The sequence below is a fragment of the Nocardiopsis moroccensis genome, assembly GCF_055763695.1.
In genome coordinates this window covers 1,714,322-1,730,219 of record NZ_CP199747.1, presented here as the reverse complement: position 1 = coordinate 1,730,219, position 15,898 = coordinate 1,714,322, and the positions used below count along the sequence as shown (strand labels likewise).

Below are 15,898 nucleotides of genomic sequence, written 5' to 3'. Positions count from 1 at the left end.
GACCCTCCCCGGCGCGGGCAGCCCCCGCCCGTGCTCCCCGACGCGTCCCGCGCGTTGTCTCCTCACCTCGGAGCCAGCATATGGAATCTACAAGGTAAAGGTGGTGTTGGGGTTCGCTCACGAAAAGAACACGGGTCTCCGGCCGAAGGTGCGGCGAGGCTAATATCATGCCATGGGCTTCTCGGGTGGGACTGGAAGAAAAGTACATCAGAAATGGGGCTTCGGGATGTCCCCCGTCAAACCTGGTGAGCAAAGGAAACGAGCCGCTTCGGCGCGCTCCGTGGCCGCTCTGCTGTCGGGGGACCGGGCGTCGAGCCGGGATGTGCTTGATGATCTGTCAATGGTCAAGGGTCTTTTCTCGCGTAGTTTCAGGAAGGACCAGTGGGACTGGTTCACCGTGTGGTCCCAACTGGGGTACCCCGAGTATCACAAGGCACGGTGGGTGGCCGAGGCCCTGGGCGGCATGCGCCGATCCCTGCGGGACGGGGACGAAGCGGAGGAGAGGCGCAGGGTCGTGCAGTTGAGGGGGTTGGGGGTGCCCGACACGCTCGACGGATACGTCTGCGGTGTGATCCCCGACAGTTCCGAGTTCGGTTTCGTCTACATCCTGTCCACGCGTGAGATGCCGGACCTGCTGAAAATCGGTTACACCAACAGGGACATAGCCACACGTGTGAAGGAGATCAACTCCGCTACCGGTGTGGTCGTCCCCTACGGGGCGCGGGGTGCCTGGAGGGTTCCCCAGGCGAGGAGCGTGGAGTCCGACGTCCACGCCCTCCTCTCCGAATACAGGGTTCGCCGCGACCGGGAGTTCTTCGAAGTCTCCTTCGCTGTCGCGGCCGCCCGCATCGAGGAATACCTGCGACGGTCTCGGGGATGACGGGCCGCTCTGCGCAGACACCTCGGATTGCACCCTCGGCAGCACCGTCACCGAACCGCCGTCCGCTCGGGGGCCGGTGACACCACCGAAAAACGGGTGCCGCGTGCATCCCTCCTGGTACCCCCGTCCGAACACCTCAGATTCTGCGGCGTCAGCGGTACTCGGGCGCTCCAGGACTCCGCAGAGTAACTAAAATCCTCCCATGGCCACCCTTCCCCCCGATTTCCCCGCAAACGAGACGCTCGGGCGACGTTTCCGTGTGCGCGGCGAGCGTCGGATCTCCACCCGTACCACCCTGCTCGAAGCGGACGACACCGAGACCCGGAGCCCGGTCCGAGTGGAGCTCTTCGACGTCTCGGGCCCGGACGGGGCGGCCCTGACCAGGGACTTCCGTGAGCGTCTGCGCGCCTTCGAGGAGATCGAACACCCCACCCTGACCCCCGTACTGTCCGGCGGGATGCGCGGGGACGCGGCGTACACGGTCACCGAGCCCCACCACGGCGCCTGGGTGGGCGACCTGACCGGCGAGCGCTTCCAGGAAAGGGTCTCCCACCGGGAGGCGCTCGACATCGCCGACGTCCTCCTGGGAGCGCTCCAGGACCTGCACGAGCGGGACCTGGTACACGGGCACATCGGCCCGCACAGCGTCTCACTGGCCGACGACGGCGGTGTCAGCCTTCTGCTCCTGGCCTCCCCGCCGCCCCCCGCGGCGGACGGGGCCGCCTTCGGCCCGCAGGACGACGTCGCCGCCCTCGCCGGTCTGTTGGAGGCCATGGTCGCGGGAGGCCACCGGGACGAGGGAGACCCGCCCGCCGGACACGACGCGGTGGGAAAGGCGATCAGTGCCCTGGTGGCCAGGGGGACCGACCCCGACCCGCGGCGCCGTCCCGCCGACGCCTTCGAGTACCGCGCCCTGCTGCGCCGCACCGCCGACTCCCTGCCCCCCGCCTCGGGCAAACACGTGGCACGGGAGGAACCCGACGAGGAGGAACGGTTCCCGGCTGCGCCGCCCCGCCGCCGGGCGGCGCTGTGGGCCGCCCTGGCGCTCGTGGTCGTACTGGCCGGGGGAGCGGCGCTGTGGGCCGTGACGCAACAGGGGTCGGGCCAGAGCACGGGCCCGGGCGGGGCGTTCATGCCCGACCTGGTCGGTCTCTCCCCGGCCGAGGCCGCCGAGGAACTGGCGCGGCTGCCGGTCTCCCCGGAGGTCTCCTACCAGGACGTGCGCAGCGACGACGTCGAGGCCGGGCTGGTCGCCTCCTCCACCCCCGAGAGCGGCAGCGAACTGGCGGAGGGCGCGGACGTACTGCTGTCCGTGGCCTCGGGCCCCCTGACCGTCACCATGCCCGAAGTGGTCGGCTCCTTGGAGGAGGAGGCGCGCCTGGCCCTGGTGGCGGAGGGGTTCACCGACGTCGAGATCGTCCAGGAACCCTCCGAGGGCCTGCCCGCCGGAACCGTCACCGGGAGTGACCCGGAACACGGGGAGAGCGTGCCCTACGACTCCGCGGTGGTACTCACCGTCGTGGAGGGGGTGACCGTGCCCGACCTGGTCGGCAGCACCGAACAGGAGGCCGTCGACGCCCTGGCCGAGCTGGGCCTGGAGTCCCGGGTCGAGGAGGCCGCCGACTCCGAACGCCCCGAGGGCGAGGTCGAACGGCACACCCCCGGGTCCGGGGCCGTGGTCGAGGACGGGGCGACCGTCGTGCTCGGAGTCTCCCCGGGCCCCGACGAGGACGAGGAGGACGAGGAGCCCACCCCGGAGGAGGAGTCACGGGCCGAGGACGGGAGCGACGACGGGCAGGCCGCCGCCGAGCCGCCGGCACAGACCGACCCCGAGGAGGCGCCGTCCGAGGAGGAAGAGCCCGCCCCCTGCACGTCCGGCGGATGGTCGGAGGGCGAGGTGTACTCGGAGGGGGCGCGCGTCGTGCACGAGGGCGAGGAGTACGAGGCCGTGTGGTGGAACACCGACAGTTCGCCGGCGGAGTCGAACGAGTGGGGCCCGTGGCGCCCGGTCGCCTCCTGCTGACGGCTCCGGCCGGGCCCACCCCGCCGGAGCCGGACCGCTGAGCTGTTCCCGCGCACGTCCTCGTCCGGAGGGCCGGGCGGGGGCCGCGCTCAGAAGTCCAGCGGGGCCTCCGGCGGCATCCCGGAGGGGCGCGTGCGGGCCCGCACCCGGGAGAGGTTGACCTGGCGGCCGAGCCGGATGAGCGGTCGGATCAGCAGCTCCACACTGCCCGCCAGGAAGCACCACGTCCCCGCGACCGTCCATTCGGGGAAGAAGAACATGATGCTGCCCGCGATGAACCACAGGGCGATCAGGATGTCGTTGAGGACGCTCAACGCCTCGTAGCGCTGACGGACGACCAGTTCCTCGTGCCCGATGTGCACGGTCAGGGGACGATTGGACTGGGGGTCGGACATGCGCGGCCTCCTGCGGCTCCTGCGTTCTCCTCCTGTCCGGCCATCATCCGTCCCCGAGCCTGTCGCCACGGTTCAGGGTGTGTTCCTCGGCGCGTTGCCGACGGATCGAGCGGCGTCGCGGCCCGGCGCTCCGCGTCGGTCACCGGCCACCGGGCCCGGCGAGGTCGAGGGACAGTTGGGCCTCGGTCCCACCGGCGGCGGGCCCGGCGGCCGTGTCGGGTCCGGCCTCGTGCTGCGGCTTTCGGGCCGAACCAGGCCGGTTCAACCCGTACCGCTCGGCGATCTCCCGGACGGCCGTGGTGACGATCCGCTGGTAGGACTCGGGTGCGTAGGAGCCCCGGCCGTACAGCTCCCGGTACAGCGGAAGGAGTCGGGGGTACTCCCGGTGCAGCCAGGACCGGTACCACTCACGGGCGCCGGGTCGCAGGTGCAGCACCACTGGGGTGAGGCGGGCGGCCCCGGCCTCGGCGACGGCCGCCACGGTCTCCTCGATCTGCTCGACCGAATCGGTCAGCCCGGGCAGGATCGGGGCCATCAGCACCGAACACCCCAGGCCGCGCTCGGTCAGCCGGCGCACCGCGTCCAGACGGGCCCGGGGGCTGGGCGTGCCCGGCTCCACCGTGCGCCAGAGGGCCTCGTCCACCGAGCCCACGGAGAAGGCCATGCCGACGTCGGTGACCCGGGCGGCCTGTTCGAGCAGGTCCAGGTCGCGCAGCACCAGCGTCCCCTTGGTCAGGATGGAGAACGGGTTGGCGGCATCGCGCAGCGCCCGGATGATCTGCGGCATCAGCCGGTAGCGGCCCTCGGCCCGCTGGTAGGGGTCGGTGTTGGTGCCCATCGCGATGTGCTCCCCGCGCCAGGAGGGTCGGGCCAGCTCCGCGCGCAGCCGTTCCCCGGCGTTGACCTTGACCAGGATGCGGGTGTCGAAGTCGCGCCCGCTGTCCAGGTCCAGGTACTCGTGGCTGCGCCGGGCGAAGCAGTACACGCAGGCGTGCGAGCAGCCGCGGTACGGGTTGACGGTCCACCGGAACATGGGGTCGGCGCCGGGGACCCGGTTGATGATCGAGCGGGCCCGGACCTCGATGGAGACCGGTTCGCCGTCCTGGCCCGCCCGTACCGGCCCGGGCGGGGGCGTGCCCAGTCCGGCCCGGCCCGAGCCGCGGGCCACGGGGGCCGCGGGTGCTTCGAACAGGGCGGTCTGGCCGGTGGCGGTGTCGTCCCGCAGGTTCTCCCAGCGCATGCCCTGATTCGAACACGTTTTCGATTAGCTGTCCAGTCCCGTTGTGGGACGGGGCCTGAGCTGCTCAGCACGTCCTAGTAGTCACGCCAGGCGGGTGCCGCGTCCGCGGCGTAGTCCCTGAAGTCCTTCGGCTCCCGGCCCGTCACCCGCAGCACGTCTCCGCTGGGTTCGGCGTCCCCCATGTCGCGCAGTGCCTCGAAGCCCGCCACGGCGCCCCGCGCCTCCTCCTCGGACAGCCCCTCGGCGACCTGGGCTCGGACGAAGTCCTCGGACTCACCGCTGTACCGCACCGGGTACCCGGCGGCGTCGGTGATCGTCTCGGCGGCCTCGGCGAAGGACAGCGCGCGTGGCCCCGTCACCTCGTACGTCCGCCCGGCGTGCCCGTCCCCGGCCAGCGCCTGGGCCGCCACCGCGGCGATGTCGCCCGCGTCCACGAAGGCCTGCCGTATCCCGCCCACCGGGAGCGTGATCAGCCCCGAGCGCACCGAGGCGCGTAGGAACCCCTCGTCGAAGTTCTGGTCGAACCAGTCGCAGCGCAGCACGGTCCAGTCCGCGCCGCTGGCACGCACCGTACGCTCGGCAGCCAACAGCCTCTGGTCGTCCATCTCCTCGATCGCCCTGCTCGACAGCAGCACCAGGCGCCGCACGCCCCGCTCCACCGCGAGACGGACGAACTCCGGGTCCACGGGCACCCCGTCCGGTGCCATCAGATACACCGCCCCCGCGCCGTCGAGAGCACCCTCCCAGGTGGAGGAGGCGGACCAGTCGAAGGGCACCCGGCTGTTCCGTGAAGCCGCCCGCACGGGATGCCCCTGTGCGCTCAGGAGTTCCACCAAACGGCGGCCGACGGTTCCGGTGGCGCCCAGGACGAGAATCGGTCGTGCACTCATGTCTCCACCAGAACACCGGGCGGCGCCGTCTGTGAAGACTCCGTCGGCGTGTGGCACCAGCCCGTTCTCCAGCCTGGCCCGACTCCCTCCGGGCAGCACCTGGCCGTCGCGAACGGTTGGCTGCCGCGGACGGTAGGGAGGTCATCGCTCGCCGAGAACAGAATCCCCTACCGGTCCGGTGAAGGTCCTCCGAAACGGGTGAACCCTGCCAGGCGGGGATGGACGGTGACTGGGAGGTCGCGGCCGAAGGCCTCCAACACGCTCCTCACCTGTGCGTCGGGCTGCCCGTAGACATCGAGGCGCTCGACGGAGCAGTGGTCCATCACTCCGTTGACGACGGCACCCGACATCCGCCGGTGCGCGCGGATCGAGGCGGAGTCCGCGTAGAGCTGGAAGCTGTGGGCCAGCATGTTCGCCTCGTCGGTGAAGAACTCCACCATGATCTGGGGTGCCTGCTTCTCGGTGAAGTACACGGCACGTCGTGCGGCCAGACGGAAATCCTCCCAATGGCCCTCCGCCACGCGCATGGTGTTGTGGAACAGGATCCGTGCTTCGGGTGCGGTCGGCATGGGTCAATGCTGCCGCCCCGTGGCGTCCCGCGGTCAATCCCGATCGGCACCGACGAGGGCAACGCCGCACACGTGTTCCGGCTCCTGGGCCTGCCCGTGCTGGTGGACCTGGGATCCCTTCACCCTCGGGTGGACGGTACGAGGAGGAAGAGGCCCGGCCCCGCCTCGCCGAGCCGGGGGAGGGGCGATCGCGGCAGGGTCGGATCCGGCGACCGAGGAGCAAAGCGGAGCAAGCCCGGGGGTGCGGTGCCGTAACGCACTCTTCCGGGAGGCGGGAGCACACCATGTGTCCCTGCCGGCCCTGGAGCCGGCACGAGGGCTGCGCTGCTGAGCGTGGGTGGTGAGACTACTAAGAATCTACGTCGTAAAGGTGGGGCGATTTTTTACTTCCCACACCTCACGAAGATGGCGTCATTCGTGCGCAGGGCCTGCTTGACATGACGTCACTTGTGGCGTCATGATGACATCATGGATTTGATGCCGTATGTCGAAGAGCTCCGCCGACAACTCCTGGTGGCCGCCGAGGCCGGGGGAGAGGACACCCGGGTCACCGCCGAACGCCTGGCCGCGGCGCTGGAGCCCTCCGCCCGGTTGGCCCTGATGGACGCCCTGTCCGCAGCCGCGGACGAGATCACCAGGGACCTCGCCCCGGGGTCGGTCGAGGTCCGCCTCCGCGGTGGGCGGACCGACTTCATCGTGACGCCGCCTCCGACCGACGAACCGTTCGGCGACGAGGAGGACGAACCCGTCGCATCACCGGGACGTCATGGTGACGTCAGTCTGCTTCGAGGTGACGGTGAGGAGGGCGGAACCTCACGGATCACCCTGCGCCTCCCGGACCGCCTCAAGCCGCTCGTGGAGGAGGCTGCCAAGGCCGAGGGGCTCTCGGTCAACGCCTGGCTGGTGCGGGCCGTCGCCACCTCCCTCGAACCCGGGGGCGGCCGGGGCACCCGACGAGCCGGCCGCCAGATGGGCCGCGGCTACACCGGCTGGGCCCGCTGAGCGGACCGAATCGCATGACCTACACCGACACGTCTCCCACCGGGGGAGACGCCCACCCCACCCATCTCAGGGAGACAGCCATGCCAACTTTCGCCACCCCCGAACCGATCACCGCCAGCATCACCATGGTCGCCGGGGCCCTCCAGATCTTCGCCGGAGAGCGCACCGAGACCACCGTCGAGATCCGACCGCGCGTCGAGGACAAGGACGGTGACGTGCGCGCCGCGGAACTGGTCGAGGTCGACTACGCCGACGGCCGCCTCGAGGTCCGCGACCCCCAGCCCTCGGGCCTGGGCCGGATGATCGGGCGCAAGGGCATGGTCGACATCACCGTCGAACTGCCCGCGGGCTCGCGCGTCCACGCCTCGGGCGGGTTCGGCAACCTCCGTTGTGAGGGCAGCCTGGGAACCTCCGAGCTCTCCCTGACCAACGGCAACGTCACGGTGGACCGCATCGCGGGCAACACCGAGCTCACCACGGGCCACGGCTCGATCCGGGTGGCGGAGATCGACGGTTCCGCCGTGGTCAGGTCCACCAGCGGCACCATCACCCTCGGCGAGGTGACCGGGGAGCTGCGGGCGAACTCCGCGCACAGCGACGTGGTCGTCGATCGCGCCCTGGGCTCGGTCACCGCGCGGACCACCCACGGCAGTGTCCGACTCGGCCAGGTGGTGGAGGGCAGCGTCAACGTGGAGACCTCCTACGGCGAACTGGAGATCGGTGTCCGCGCGGGCACCGCGGCCTGGTTGGACGCGGTCTCCACGAAGGGCGTCGTGCGCAGCTCCCTGGAGGCGGCCGACGGACCCGCTCCCACCGAACAGACCGTCGAGGTCCGGGCCCGCAGCGTCTGGGGCGACATCCTGCTCCACCGGTCCTGACGGCACACCACGCAGACGAGGCAGAGATGAACCAGCACACCCCCCGGTCAGCCGTCACCGCCACCGGACTGCGCAAGTCCTACGGCGACCACACGGTGCTCGACGGTATCGACCTGGACGTTCCGGCGGGCACGGTCTTCTCGCTGCTGGGCCCCAACGGCGCCGGCAAGACCACCGTGGTCAAGATCCTGTCCACACTGATCAACGCCGACCACGGCCGGGTGCGCGTCCTCGGCCACAACCCGGAAGAGGAGCCCGACGCGGTGCGCGCCGCGATCGGCGTCACTGGCCAGTACTCGGCGGTCGACGGCCTGCTCACCGGACGGGAGAACCTGATGCTGATGGCCGGGCTGCACCGCCTGGGCCGTGACCGTTCCCGGCGGCGCACCACCGAGCTGCTGGAACGCTTCGACCTGGTGGAGGCCGGGGGAAAACCGGCCGCCACCTACTCCGGGGGCATGCGCCGCCGTCTCGACCTGGCGATGACCCTGGTGGGGGAGCCGCGGCTGATCTTCCTGGACGAACCCACCACCGGACTGGACCCGCGCAGCCGCCTGGGCATGTGGGAGGTCATCCGGGGCCTGGTCGCCGAGGGTGTGACCGTCTTCCTCACCACGCAGTACCTGGAGGAGGCCGACCAGCTCGCCGACCGGATCGCGCTCCTGGACCACGGCGCCATCGTGGCGCAGGGCACGGCCGCCGAACTCAAACGCCGCGTTCCCGGCGGTCACATCCGCCTGCGCTTCACCCGGGCGGACGCGCTGGAGTCGGCCGCCCTGACCCTGGGCGGGGAGAGCGACGCCGACGCGCTGGCGCTCAAGGTGCCCGGCGACGGCGGGATCGCCTCGTTGCGCACCCTCCTGGACCGCCTCGACACCGCGGAAATCCACCCCGAGGAGCTGTCGGTGCACACCCCGGCCCTCGACGACGTCTTCCTCGCCCTCACCGGGCAGCGCAGCACGAACGGCCACGAACGGAAGGTGAACCGATGACCACCCTCACCCACGCCGTCGGCGACTCGGCCACCATGGTGGGCCGCCAACTGCGGCGCATGGTGCGCTACCCGTCCATGACGCTGTTGCTGGCGGGTATGCCCATCGTCTTCCTACTGCTGTTCGTGTACGTCTTCGGCGGCGCCATGGGCTCCGACGGGGCCGCCGGAAACCGTGCCGACTACCTCGACTACATCGCACCCGGCATCATGCTGATCACGGTGGCCAGCGCGGCCCAGGGCACGGCCATCTCGGTGGCCATGGACATGACCGAGGGCATCGTCGCCCGGTTCCGCACCATGGCGATCGCCCGGGTCTCGGTCCTGACCGGGCACGTCGTGGGGAGCCTGGTCCAGGCGATGGTGAGCACGTTCCTGGTCACCGCGGTGGCGTTGCTCATCGGGTTCCGGCCCGATGCGGGTCCGGCGCGGTGGCTCGCCGCTCTCGGTCTGCTCATGCTGGTCTCCTTCGCCCTGACGTGGCTGTCGGTGGCGCTGGGCCTGGTCTCCAAAAGCGTCGAGACCGCGAGCAACCTGCCGATGCCCCTGGTCTTCCTCCCCTTCGTGGGCAGCGGCTTCGTGCCCACCGAGACCCTGCCCGCGGGCCTGCGGTGGTTCGCCGAGTACCAGCCCTTCACCCCCATCACCGAAACCCTGCGCGGTCTGCTGATGGGCACCGGGATCGGCAGCAGCGGGCCGCAGGCCGTCGCCTGGTGCGCCGTCATCGCCCTGGCCTCCTACGTCTGGGCGAAGAGGCTGTACAACCGGGACCCCTCGGCGGTCTGAGCACGGCCGGGACTCCGGGGTCCCAGGGGTACCTGTTCGGCAGACCCAACCACGGCAGCGGGCCGGTGCCCGGTGCCGTGGTCCTCCTTCCGGACCGGGCACCCGTCTCGGCTGCGGGTGTTCCGCTCAGAGTTCCCGCGCGCCCAAGGCCCTGAGCAGGTAGGGCAGGAGGCGTTCGGCGATGTCGGTGCCGGGGGTGGCGGCGTCGCCCTCCTGGGGCGGGACCAGGAAGGTGTGGCTGACCATCGGTCCGATGACCATCTCCGCGACCACCAGGGGGTCGGCCACCGGGGGGATCTCCCCGCGTTCCACCGCCCGTTCCAGCAGGGCGAAGACCCGTTCCTGCAGGGGGATCACGAAGGCGCCGAAGAGCACGTCGGCCAGGGCCCGGTTGTGCGCGGCCTCGCCGAGCACGGCGCGCAGGAGGCGGCCGGAGGGGCCCTCCAACGCGGTGGCCTTGTCGCGTAGCAGTGCGCCCAGGTCCGAGCCCAGGTCTCCGTTGTCGTGGTCGGGGCCCAGGTTCTCGGCCCAGGCCTGGGCGGCGCCGACCACCAGGTCCTCCTTCGAACGCCAGCGGCGGTACAGGGTGGCCGTGGACACCCCGGCCCGGCGGGCGACGGCGGCGGTTGTCAGACCGCTGTAGCCGTGCAGCTGGAGTTCGGTCAGGGTGGCGTCCATCAGCGCGCGGTCCCGGTTGGCGTCCCGTGGCCGGCCCCGATGGGCGGCCACGGCGGACGTCTCCGGCAGATGGTCCGTCGTCATGGGGAGATCTTATGCCAGAGCCCTATTGGAAACGAAACGTTTTCGTTTAGTCTTGTGGCATGGCTAACATCGAGACCCCCCAGCCCCTGACGCTGACCACCGACATCCCTCCGGTCGTCGCCGGGCTGCGCGCCGCCTTCGACAGCGGCCGCACCAAACCGATCTCCTGGCGCCGCGCCCAGTTGCGGGCCCTGCGCCGCATGCTCACCGAGGAACGACCCGCCCTGGAGAAGGCCCTCAAGGACGACCTGGGCAAGCCCCCGGTGGAGGCGCACACCACCGAGATCGGTTTCGTGGTCAACGAGATCGACCACACGCTCAGACACCTGGCCTCCTGGCTGCGGCCCCAGCGCGTGTCCGTGCCGATGGCCCTGGCCCCGGCCAGAGCGCGTCGCGTGCGCGAGCCCCTGGGCACCGTGCTGATCGTCAGCCCGTGGAACTACCCCGTCAACCTGGCCCTGTCCCCGCTGGTCGGCGCGATCGCCGCGGGCAACAGCGCCGTGGTCAAGCCCAGCGAGCTCTCCCCGGCCACCTCCGGGGTGCTGGCCGACCTGATCCCGCGCTACCTGGACAGCGAGGCGATCGCCGTGGTCGAGGGGGGCGTCGCGGAGAGCACCGCACTGCTGGAGGAGCGCTTCGACCACATCTTCTACACCGGGAACTCGGCGGTGGCCCGCATCGTCATGGCGGCCGCGGTCAAGCACCTGACCCCCCTCACCCTGGAACTGGGCGGCAAGAGCCCGGCCATCGTCGAACCGGGTGTGGACCTGGCCACCACGGCCCGCCGTCTGGCCTGGGGCAAGTACACCAACGCGGGCCAGACCTGTGTGGCCCCCGACTACGTGCTCGCCATCGGTGACACCGCCGAGGAGCTCCAGCGGGAACTGGGCGCCGCCATCACCGAGATGTTCGGATCCGACCCGGCGCAGAGCCCCGACTACGGTCGCATCATCAACGAGCGCCACTTCGAGCGGCTCAGCGCGCTGCTGGAGAGCGGTGAGGTGGTCGCGGGCGGCCGCACCAACCGTGAGGACCTCTACATCGCGCCCACGGTGCTCGGTGACGTCGAGCCGGATACCCCGGTGATGGCTGAGGAGATCTTCGGACCGATCCTGCCGGTCGTACGGGTCCCCGACCTGGATGCGGCGATCCGGTTCGTCAACGAGCGCGACAAGCCCCTGGCGCTGTACGCGTTCACCGGCTCCGAGGCCACCAAGCGCCGTCTGACCACCGAGACCTCCTCGGGCGGTCTGGGGTTCGGCCTGCCGATCGCCCACCTGGCCGTGCCCGATCTGCCCTTCGGCGGGGTGGGGGAGAGCGGCATGGGCGCCTACCACTCCTCGGCGTCCGTGGACACGTTCTCGCACACCAAGTCGGTGCTCGACAAGTCCCTGCTGATGGACACGATGCGGGTGGCCTACGCACCGATCACCCAGGTCAAGGAGAAGCTCCTGCGCAGGATGCTCTAGTACCGCGAGGGCTCGTCGTCACGGTACCGGGGACGCGCCGACCGCGCGGGCCGGCTGCCCGGGCCGGCCGGTCCGGGGCCCCTCCCGCCTACTCGGGCCGGGCGTTGGAGTAGGCGGTGCCCGCTTCGAGCCCGTGCTCGAACAGGTAGCTGACGGTCACGAAGTGGTAGTCGTTCGCGTTCATCTGCTCCAGGACGTCGGGGATGGCGTCGACGCTGGTCTTGTGGATGTCGTGGAACAGGACCACGCTGCCCGCCCGGGTCTCCTCCTCGGTGATGTCGAGGATCCTGTCGCCGTCGCGGTGCTCCCAGTCCAGGGTGTCCACGTCCCACAGCATCATGGGGTGGTCGATGGCCCCGCGCGCGGTGTCGTTCAGCGACCCGTACGGCGGGCGCATGGTCGCGGGGACCTTGCCGGTGATCTCGCTGATGGCCTTGTCGGTCCGGTCGAGGTCGTCCTGGATCTGCTCGGCGGAGAGCGTGGCCAGGTCGTCGTGCTTCCAGGTGTGGTTGCCGACCTCGTGGCCCTGCTCGGCCATGCGCTCGACCTCGTCCTCGTAGCTGCCCACCTTGGAGCCCAGGAGGTAGAAGGTCGCCCTGGCGTTGTGCTCCTCGAGGGTGTCCAGGAGTTCGTCGGTGTACTGCCCGGGGCCGTCGTCGAAGGTCAGCGCCACGCACTTGACCTCTGTGCAGTCCGGGGACCTGTCAGTGGGGGACGCGGCCGCGGGTACCGCCGTACCCAGGAGGAGCCCCGAGGTGATCAGCAGCCCTCCGGCCGTCCCGACGGAAGCTTTGTGCATCAGAGAGGTAACGTTCACGCGTCGAAATGTATGTGACGTGAACCGATGAGGCAAAGATAAAGCCAGCTCAGAGTCTTGAAGTGAGAAAGGACTCTTTGGTTTCACACGGGAATGAAAGCCGGTTCGCCCTGTGGCTCCGGGACATCCGAGGGACCCGGCCGGGCGCTGGCGCTATGGCCTCGTGTTGGGGCGGCCGGGCCCCTGGGCGTGGTCCGTCCCCGCGGCCGGGAACCGTTCAGCTCACCCGGGCGTCGGTGTGCAGCGCGCCGGGTTCCATACCGCCCAGCCCGAAGATCTCGCTGACGGTCACGAAGTGGTACCCGTCGCCGTGCAGCCCCTCCAGGACGTCGGGGATGGCGTCGACGCTGGTCTTGTGGATGTCGTGGAACAGGACCACGCTGCCCGGTTGGGTCTCCTCGAGCGCGTGCTCGGCCACGGCGGCGGTGTCGCGGCTCTTCCAGTCCATGGTGTCCACGTCCCACAGGATGATCGGGTGCCGGGTGGCGCTGCGCACGGTGCCGTTCAGCGCGCCGTAGGGCGGGCGCAGGGTGGGTGGGAGTTCACCGGTCACCTCCTGGATCGCCTTGTCGGTGCGGTCCAGGTCCTTGGTCACCCCGTCGGCGGACAGGGTCGTGAGGTCGTCGTGCTTCCAGGTGTGGTTCCCCAGTTCGTGCCCTTCGGCGTGGGTGCGCTCCACGATCTCGGGGAACTCGTCGACCAGTGAGCCCAGGACGTAGAAGGTCGCCTTGGCGTCGTACTCGTCCAGGGTGTCCAGGAGTTCCTCGGTGTGCTCGCCGGGGCCGTCGTCGAAGGTCAGCGCCACACACTTGAGGCGTTCGCAGTCCAGGGTGGAGCCCTCGGCGGTCAGGGTGCCGTCGAAGGGAAAGTCCTCGGGGTCGGAGTTGCCGGCCATGGCCGCGCTCCGGGCGTGGTAGCCCAGTTCGGAGAGGAGTTCCTCGGTCTCCTCCGGTTCCACCGGGAGCAGGACCTCGTCCACCCGGCCCGCGCTGGGTACCACCGCGGGGTCCATCCGTACGGCCAGCCCGCCTGCGGTGCTGAAGGCCAGGTCGGACAGGGGGGAGGTGGACCAGCGCTCGGCGGCCTCCCACGCCTGTTCGGGGTCGGCCAGGTCGCCCCCGCCGTCCTGCGGGGGCTGTTCGGCCGGTTCTTCCGCCGGGTCCCCCTCGTCGGGGTTTCCGGCGGCCTCCTCGGGGGCGGAGGCTGCAGCCGAGGCCGGGTCCGCATCCGCCTCGGCGCGTGCGGCGACCTCGCCGAGGAGCCCGGGCAGTTGTTCGAGGGACAGGTCGTAGCCGTCCCGGAGGACCTCGGCGACCGCCAAATGTGCGCTCTCCAGGGCCTGTTCGTCACGGAAGAGCGAGGTCCAGGGCAGTACCTCCCCGCCGGCGGAGTCGTACCACAGGGTCGCGGACTCGGCGCCGTCGCCGGGCACACCCGAGGTGACGGCGGTGGTTCGGACCCCGGTGACGTGTTCGGAGGCCGCCAACAGCTCCACGTCCTGACTCAGTTCGGGGCTGCCGCGGTCGGGCAGCTCCTCCAGGAACGCGGTCTGGCGTTCGGCCATCCGGGTGCGGACCTCGATGGTCAGCGGATGGGACTCGCCCAGGACCGGGTAACGGTAGCTCACCGTGCTGTGTTCGGCCTGCACCTGCACCGTGTGCGTCCGTAGGTGTTCCAGGGAGTCGGGGGAGAACCGGATCGCCTCGGCGTAGGGCAGCGCGTCCTCCGCCGCGTGACAGCCGGGGACCAGCAGCAGCCCCAGGGCAGCGCTGACAGTGAGTTTTCGTCGCAGAGAGGTGGCATCCACGTGGGGACCATATCGGAGCCGCGGGCCCGAAAGGTAACCCCAGCGTGATGTTGCGAAATCATAGAGTGATGAATTGCCCTCTGGTGGCCGGAACGCGAAATTTGTCATCCAGTCCCGGGCTCGGGAGTGTCACCACGCACCCAGCCCTGCCTCAGGGGCTCTCCCCGGCCACGGCCGCCACGAGGGCGCGCACCTGCGCCAGGGTGGCGGTGTGCTCCTCGGGGCGTGCGGTTCCGGGCAGGTGCACGTGCCCGGCGGGGATCTGCGATCCGGCGCGATCACGCAGGAGCGTGTTCCGGTAGGCGACCTCGTTGGACAGGTAGTCACCGCCGCCCCCGCTTCGCGCCGTCGAACCCGGGCTGGGGCCCTCGGGGCGCAGTACCGGTCCGCCGCCCGCGGCGGGGACCTCGCTCACCTCGGTGTTGGCCACCACCTCGTGCCGGCCGGTCGCCGCGCCGAGGATCCGCTCCAGGGGCAGGGAGGAGCGCGTCCACTCCGGGGCCCCGGTTCCGGGCACCGGGGCGCGCCCGGTCCGCGAGACCCCCAGGTTGTCCCGGCCGCCGCCCCGCCACACCCCGTTCCAGACCTCCAGGTCGAAGCGTTCGGGGCGGCCCCGGCTCAGCGTGACGACCGCGTCGGCCGCCCCGTACTGCCCGGCCAGGGCCTCCTCCACCACTCCGGCGTCGAAGTCGGCCCAGCGCACGGGGAAGATCGCGGTGCGCACCACCGCGGTGCGCTCGCCCACCGGGAAGGTCCACCCGTTCAGGTCCAGGGCGGCGGCCCCGGAGGGGTTGGAGCACTCCACGTCCGTGTCCAGGTGGAAGGGGTCGAACCCGGTGACCACCAGGCGGATCCACCTCTCCCCCGGAGGGAAGTGCAGGTCGGCGATGCCCCGCGAGGTGCTCTCGAACAGGTGGAGGAGTTCGGCGTGCTCCTCCTCGGACAGGGCGAAGGAGGGCGCCCAGGTGCGCAGCCGGGCGCGGAGCACCAGGCGGGCCCAGTACAGCGGGCGGTCGTCGACGGGGTCGGTATCGGTGCGGGTGGCCTCCGTCCACAGCCGGGAGGCGTGTGAGGCGACCACCTCACGGGCCTGTTCGGGGTCGGCGCTCGTGCGCAGGTCGGCGGCGAACAGGGGCTCGGCGGCGCCGAACCCGGAGCGCGCCAGGATCCGACGGGGCTCGGGACGGTCGGCGCGGTCCTCTTCGGGGGTGGTGTCGTGGTGCACGGGCCAGCTGTCTGGTTCGGGGGCGGTCTGAGCGGGCCTGGCGAGTCTAACGCCGCCGTGCGGCGCCGACACCGGCGGGCGGCTCCGGTCGCGGGGCCCGGCGGTGTTCCCGCCAGTCCTTGACACCGGGGCTGGACCGGGGGGCCCGGAGTTGGCAAGGTGTG

15 protein-coding genes are annotated in these 15,898 nt (G+C 70.8%); 7 read left to right on the top strand and 8 right to left on the bottom strand.

From position 1 onward, the window contains the following. The first annotated feature begins 340 nt into the window (after nucleotides 1-340). Entirely contained in the window at nucleotides 341-880 is a 540-nt protein-coding gene (locus tag ACUKCB_RS07400; protein WP_473039743.1) for a GIY-YIG nuclease family protein, read from the top strand. 202 nt (nucleotides 881-1,082) lie between these two features. After that, entirely contained in the window at nucleotides 1,083-2,903 is a 1,821-nt protein-coding gene (locus tag ACUKCB_RS07395; RefSeq protein ID WP_473039742.1) for a PASTA domain-containing protein, read from the top strand. An 89-nt stretch (nucleotides 2,904-2,992) separates the two neighbouring features. Here the strand turns inward: ACUKCB_RS07395 and ACUKCB_RS07390 are convergent, their stop codons facing one another. From ACUKCB_RS07390 to ACUKCB_RS07375, 4 genes are all read right to left on the bottom strand, one after another. Then, nucleotides 2,993-3,298 carry a YrhK family protein gene (locus tag ACUKCB_RS07390; RefSeq protein WP_473039741.1) on the bottom strand — a complete coding sequence of 102 codons (306 nt, stop codon included), beginning with the start codon at nucleotides 3,296-3,298 and terminating at the stop codon, nucleotides 2,993-2,995. A 139-nt stretch (nucleotides 3,299-3,437) separates the two neighbouring features. Beyond that, nucleotides 3,438-4,538 carry an Rv2578c family radical SAM protein gene (locus tag ACUKCB_RS07385; protein WP_473039740.1) on the bottom strand — a complete coding sequence of 367 codons (1,101 nt, stop codon included), beginning with the start codon at nucleotides 4,536-4,538 and terminating at the stop codon, nucleotides 3,438-3,440. 74 nt (nucleotides 4,539-4,612) lie between these two features. Beyond that, the gene (locus ACUKCB_RS07380) at nucleotides 4,613-5,428 is read right to left on the bottom strand and encodes an NAD(P)H-binding protein (protein WP_473039739.1); all 816 of its coding nucleotides are present in this window, start codon (nucleotides 5,426-5,428) and stop codon (nucleotides 4,613-4,615) included. Nucleotides 5,429-5,595: 167 nt separating this feature from the next. Then, nucleotides 5,596-5,997 (bottom strand): hypothetical protein, encoded by a 402-nt coding sequence (locus tag ACUKCB_RS07375; protein ID WP_473039738.1) that lies wholly within the window; start codon nucleotides 5,995-5,997, stop codon nucleotides 5,596-5,598. Between the two features lie 477 nt (nucleotides 5,998-6,474). Here ACUKCB_RS07375 and ACUKCB_RS07370 point away from each other — a divergent pair, with 477 nt between their 5' ends. From ACUKCB_RS07370 to ACUKCB_RS07355, 4 genes are all read left to right on the top strand, one after another. Then, nucleotides 6,475-6,999 (top strand): histidine kinase, encoded by a 525-nt coding sequence (locus ACUKCB_RS07370; protein ID WP_473039737.1) that lies wholly within the window; start codon nucleotides 6,475-6,477, stop codon nucleotides 6,997-6,999. 80 nt (nucleotides 7,000-7,079) lie between these two features. Beyond that, nucleotides 7,080-7,877 (top strand): DUF4097 family beta strand repeat-containing protein, encoded by a 798-nt coding sequence (locus ACUKCB_RS07365; RefSeq protein ID WP_473039736.1) that lies wholly within the window; start codon nucleotides 7,080-7,082, stop codon nucleotides 7,875-7,877. 26 nt (nucleotides 7,878-7,903) lie between these two features. Continuing rightward, nucleotides 7,904-8,869: an ATP-binding cassette domain-containing protein gene (locus ACUKCB_RS07360; protein WP_473039734.1), complete on the top strand. Its 966-nt coding sequence runs from the start codon at nucleotides 7,904-7,906 to the stop codon at nucleotides 8,867-8,869. After that, complete coding sequence (locus ACUKCB_RS07355) at nucleotides 8,866-9,654, top strand: ABC transporter permease (RefSeq protein ID WP_473039733.1); 789 nt, start codon at nucleotides 8,866-8,868, stop codon at nucleotides 9,652-9,654. The genes ACUKCB_RS07360 and ACUKCB_RS07355 overlap by 4 nt, the downstream gene beginning before the upstream one ends. Nucleotides 9,655-9,780: 126 nt before the next feature. Here ACUKCB_RS07355 and ACUKCB_RS07350 read toward each other — a convergent pair whose 3' ends face one another. After that, nucleotides 9,781-10,416, bottom strand: a complete 636-nt coding sequence (locus tag ACUKCB_RS07350) for a TetR/AcrR family transcriptional regulator (protein WP_473039732.1) — start codon at nucleotides 10,414-10,416, stop codon at nucleotides 9,781-9,783. A 59-nt stretch (nucleotides 10,417-10,475) separates the two neighbouring features. On the opposite strand from ACUKCB_RS07350, the gene ACUKCB_RS07345 reads away from it, so the two are divergent. Next, a complete protein-coding gene (locus ACUKCB_RS07345; protein WP_473039731.1) occupies nucleotides 10,476-11,885 on the top strand; it encodes an aldehyde dehydrogenase family protein in 1,410 nt (469 codons plus the stop codon). An 88-nt stretch (nucleotides 11,886-11,973) separates the two neighbouring features. Here the strand turns inward: ACUKCB_RS07345 and ACUKCB_RS07340 are convergent, their stop codons facing one another. The 3 genes from ACUKCB_RS07340 to ACUKCB_RS07330 all read right to left on the bottom strand — a co-directional run bounded on the left by ACUKCB_RS07340 (nucleotide 11,974) and on the right by ACUKCB_RS07330 (nucleotide 15,734). Beyond that, the gene (locus tag ACUKCB_RS07340) at nucleotides 11,974-12,702 is read right to left on the bottom strand and encodes a polysaccharide deacetylase family protein (RefSeq protein WP_473039730.1); all 729 of its coding nucleotides are present in this window, start codon (nucleotides 12,700-12,702) and stop codon (nucleotides 11,974-11,976) included. 217 nt (nucleotides 12,703-12,919) lie between these two features. Beyond that, a complete protein-coding gene (locus tag ACUKCB_RS07335; protein ID WP_473039729.1) occupies nucleotides 12,920-14,509 on the bottom strand; it encodes a polysaccharide deacetylase family protein in 1,590 nt (529 codons plus the stop codon). 151 nt (nucleotides 14,510-14,660) lie between these two features. Further along, nucleotides 14,661-15,734, bottom strand: coding sequence for a pyroglutamyl peptidase (locus ACUKCB_RS07330; RefSeq protein WP_473039727.1), 1,074 nt, complete (start codon nucleotides 15,732-15,734; stop codon nucleotides 14,661-14,663). Nucleotides 15,735-15,898 lie beyond the last annotated feature (164 nt).

Excerpts from the sequence above, each read along its gene's own strand:
- ACUKCB_RS07400 (WP_473039743.1), top strand. The coding sequence starts at position 341 with ATGGTCAAGGGTCTTTTCTCGCGTAGTTTCAGGAAGGACCAGTGGGAC.
- ACUKCB_RS07395 (WP_473039742.1), top strand. The coding sequence starts at position 1,083 with ATGGCCACCCTTCCCCCCGATTTCCCCGCAAACGAGACGCTCGGGCGA.
- ACUKCB_RS07390 (WP_473039741.1), bottom strand. The coding sequence starts at position 3,298 with ATGTCCGACCCCCAGTCCAATCGTCCCCTGACCGTGCACATCGGGCAC.
- ACUKCB_RS07385 (WP_473039740.1), bottom strand. The coding sequence starts at position 4,538 with ATGCGCTGGGAGAACCTGCGGGACGACACCGCCACCGGCCAGACCGCC.
- ACUKCB_RS07380 (WP_473039739.1), bottom strand. The coding sequence starts at position 5,428 with ATGAGTGCACGACCGATTCTCGTCCTGGGCGCCACCGGAACCGTCGGC.
- ACUKCB_RS07375 (WP_473039738.1), bottom strand. The coding sequence starts at position 5,997 with ATGCCGACCGCACCCGAAGCACGGATCCTGTTCCACAACACCATGCGC.
- ACUKCB_RS07370 (WP_473039737.1), top strand. The coding sequence starts at position 6,475 with ATGCCGTATGTCGAAGAGCTCCGCCGACAACTCCTGGTGGCCGCCGAG.
- ACUKCB_RS07365 (WP_473039736.1), top strand. The coding sequence starts at position 7,080 with ATGCCAACTTTCGCCACCCCCGAACCGATCACCGCCAGCATCACCATG.
- ACUKCB_RS07360 (WP_473039734.1), top strand. The coding sequence starts at position 7,904 with ATGAACCAGCACACCCCCCGGTCAGCCGTCACCGCCACCGGACTGCGC.
- ACUKCB_RS07355 (WP_473039733.1), top strand. The coding sequence starts at position 8,866 with ATGACCACCCTCACCCACGCCGTCGGCGACTCGGCCACCATGGTGGGC.
- ACUKCB_RS07350 (WP_473039732.1), bottom strand. The coding sequence starts at position 10,416 with ATGACGACGGACCATCTGCCGGAGACGTCCGCCGTGGCCGCCCATCGG.
- ACUKCB_RS07345 (WP_473039731.1), top strand. The coding sequence starts at position 10,476 with ATGGCTAACATCGAGACCCCCCAGCCCCTGACGCTGACCACCGACATC.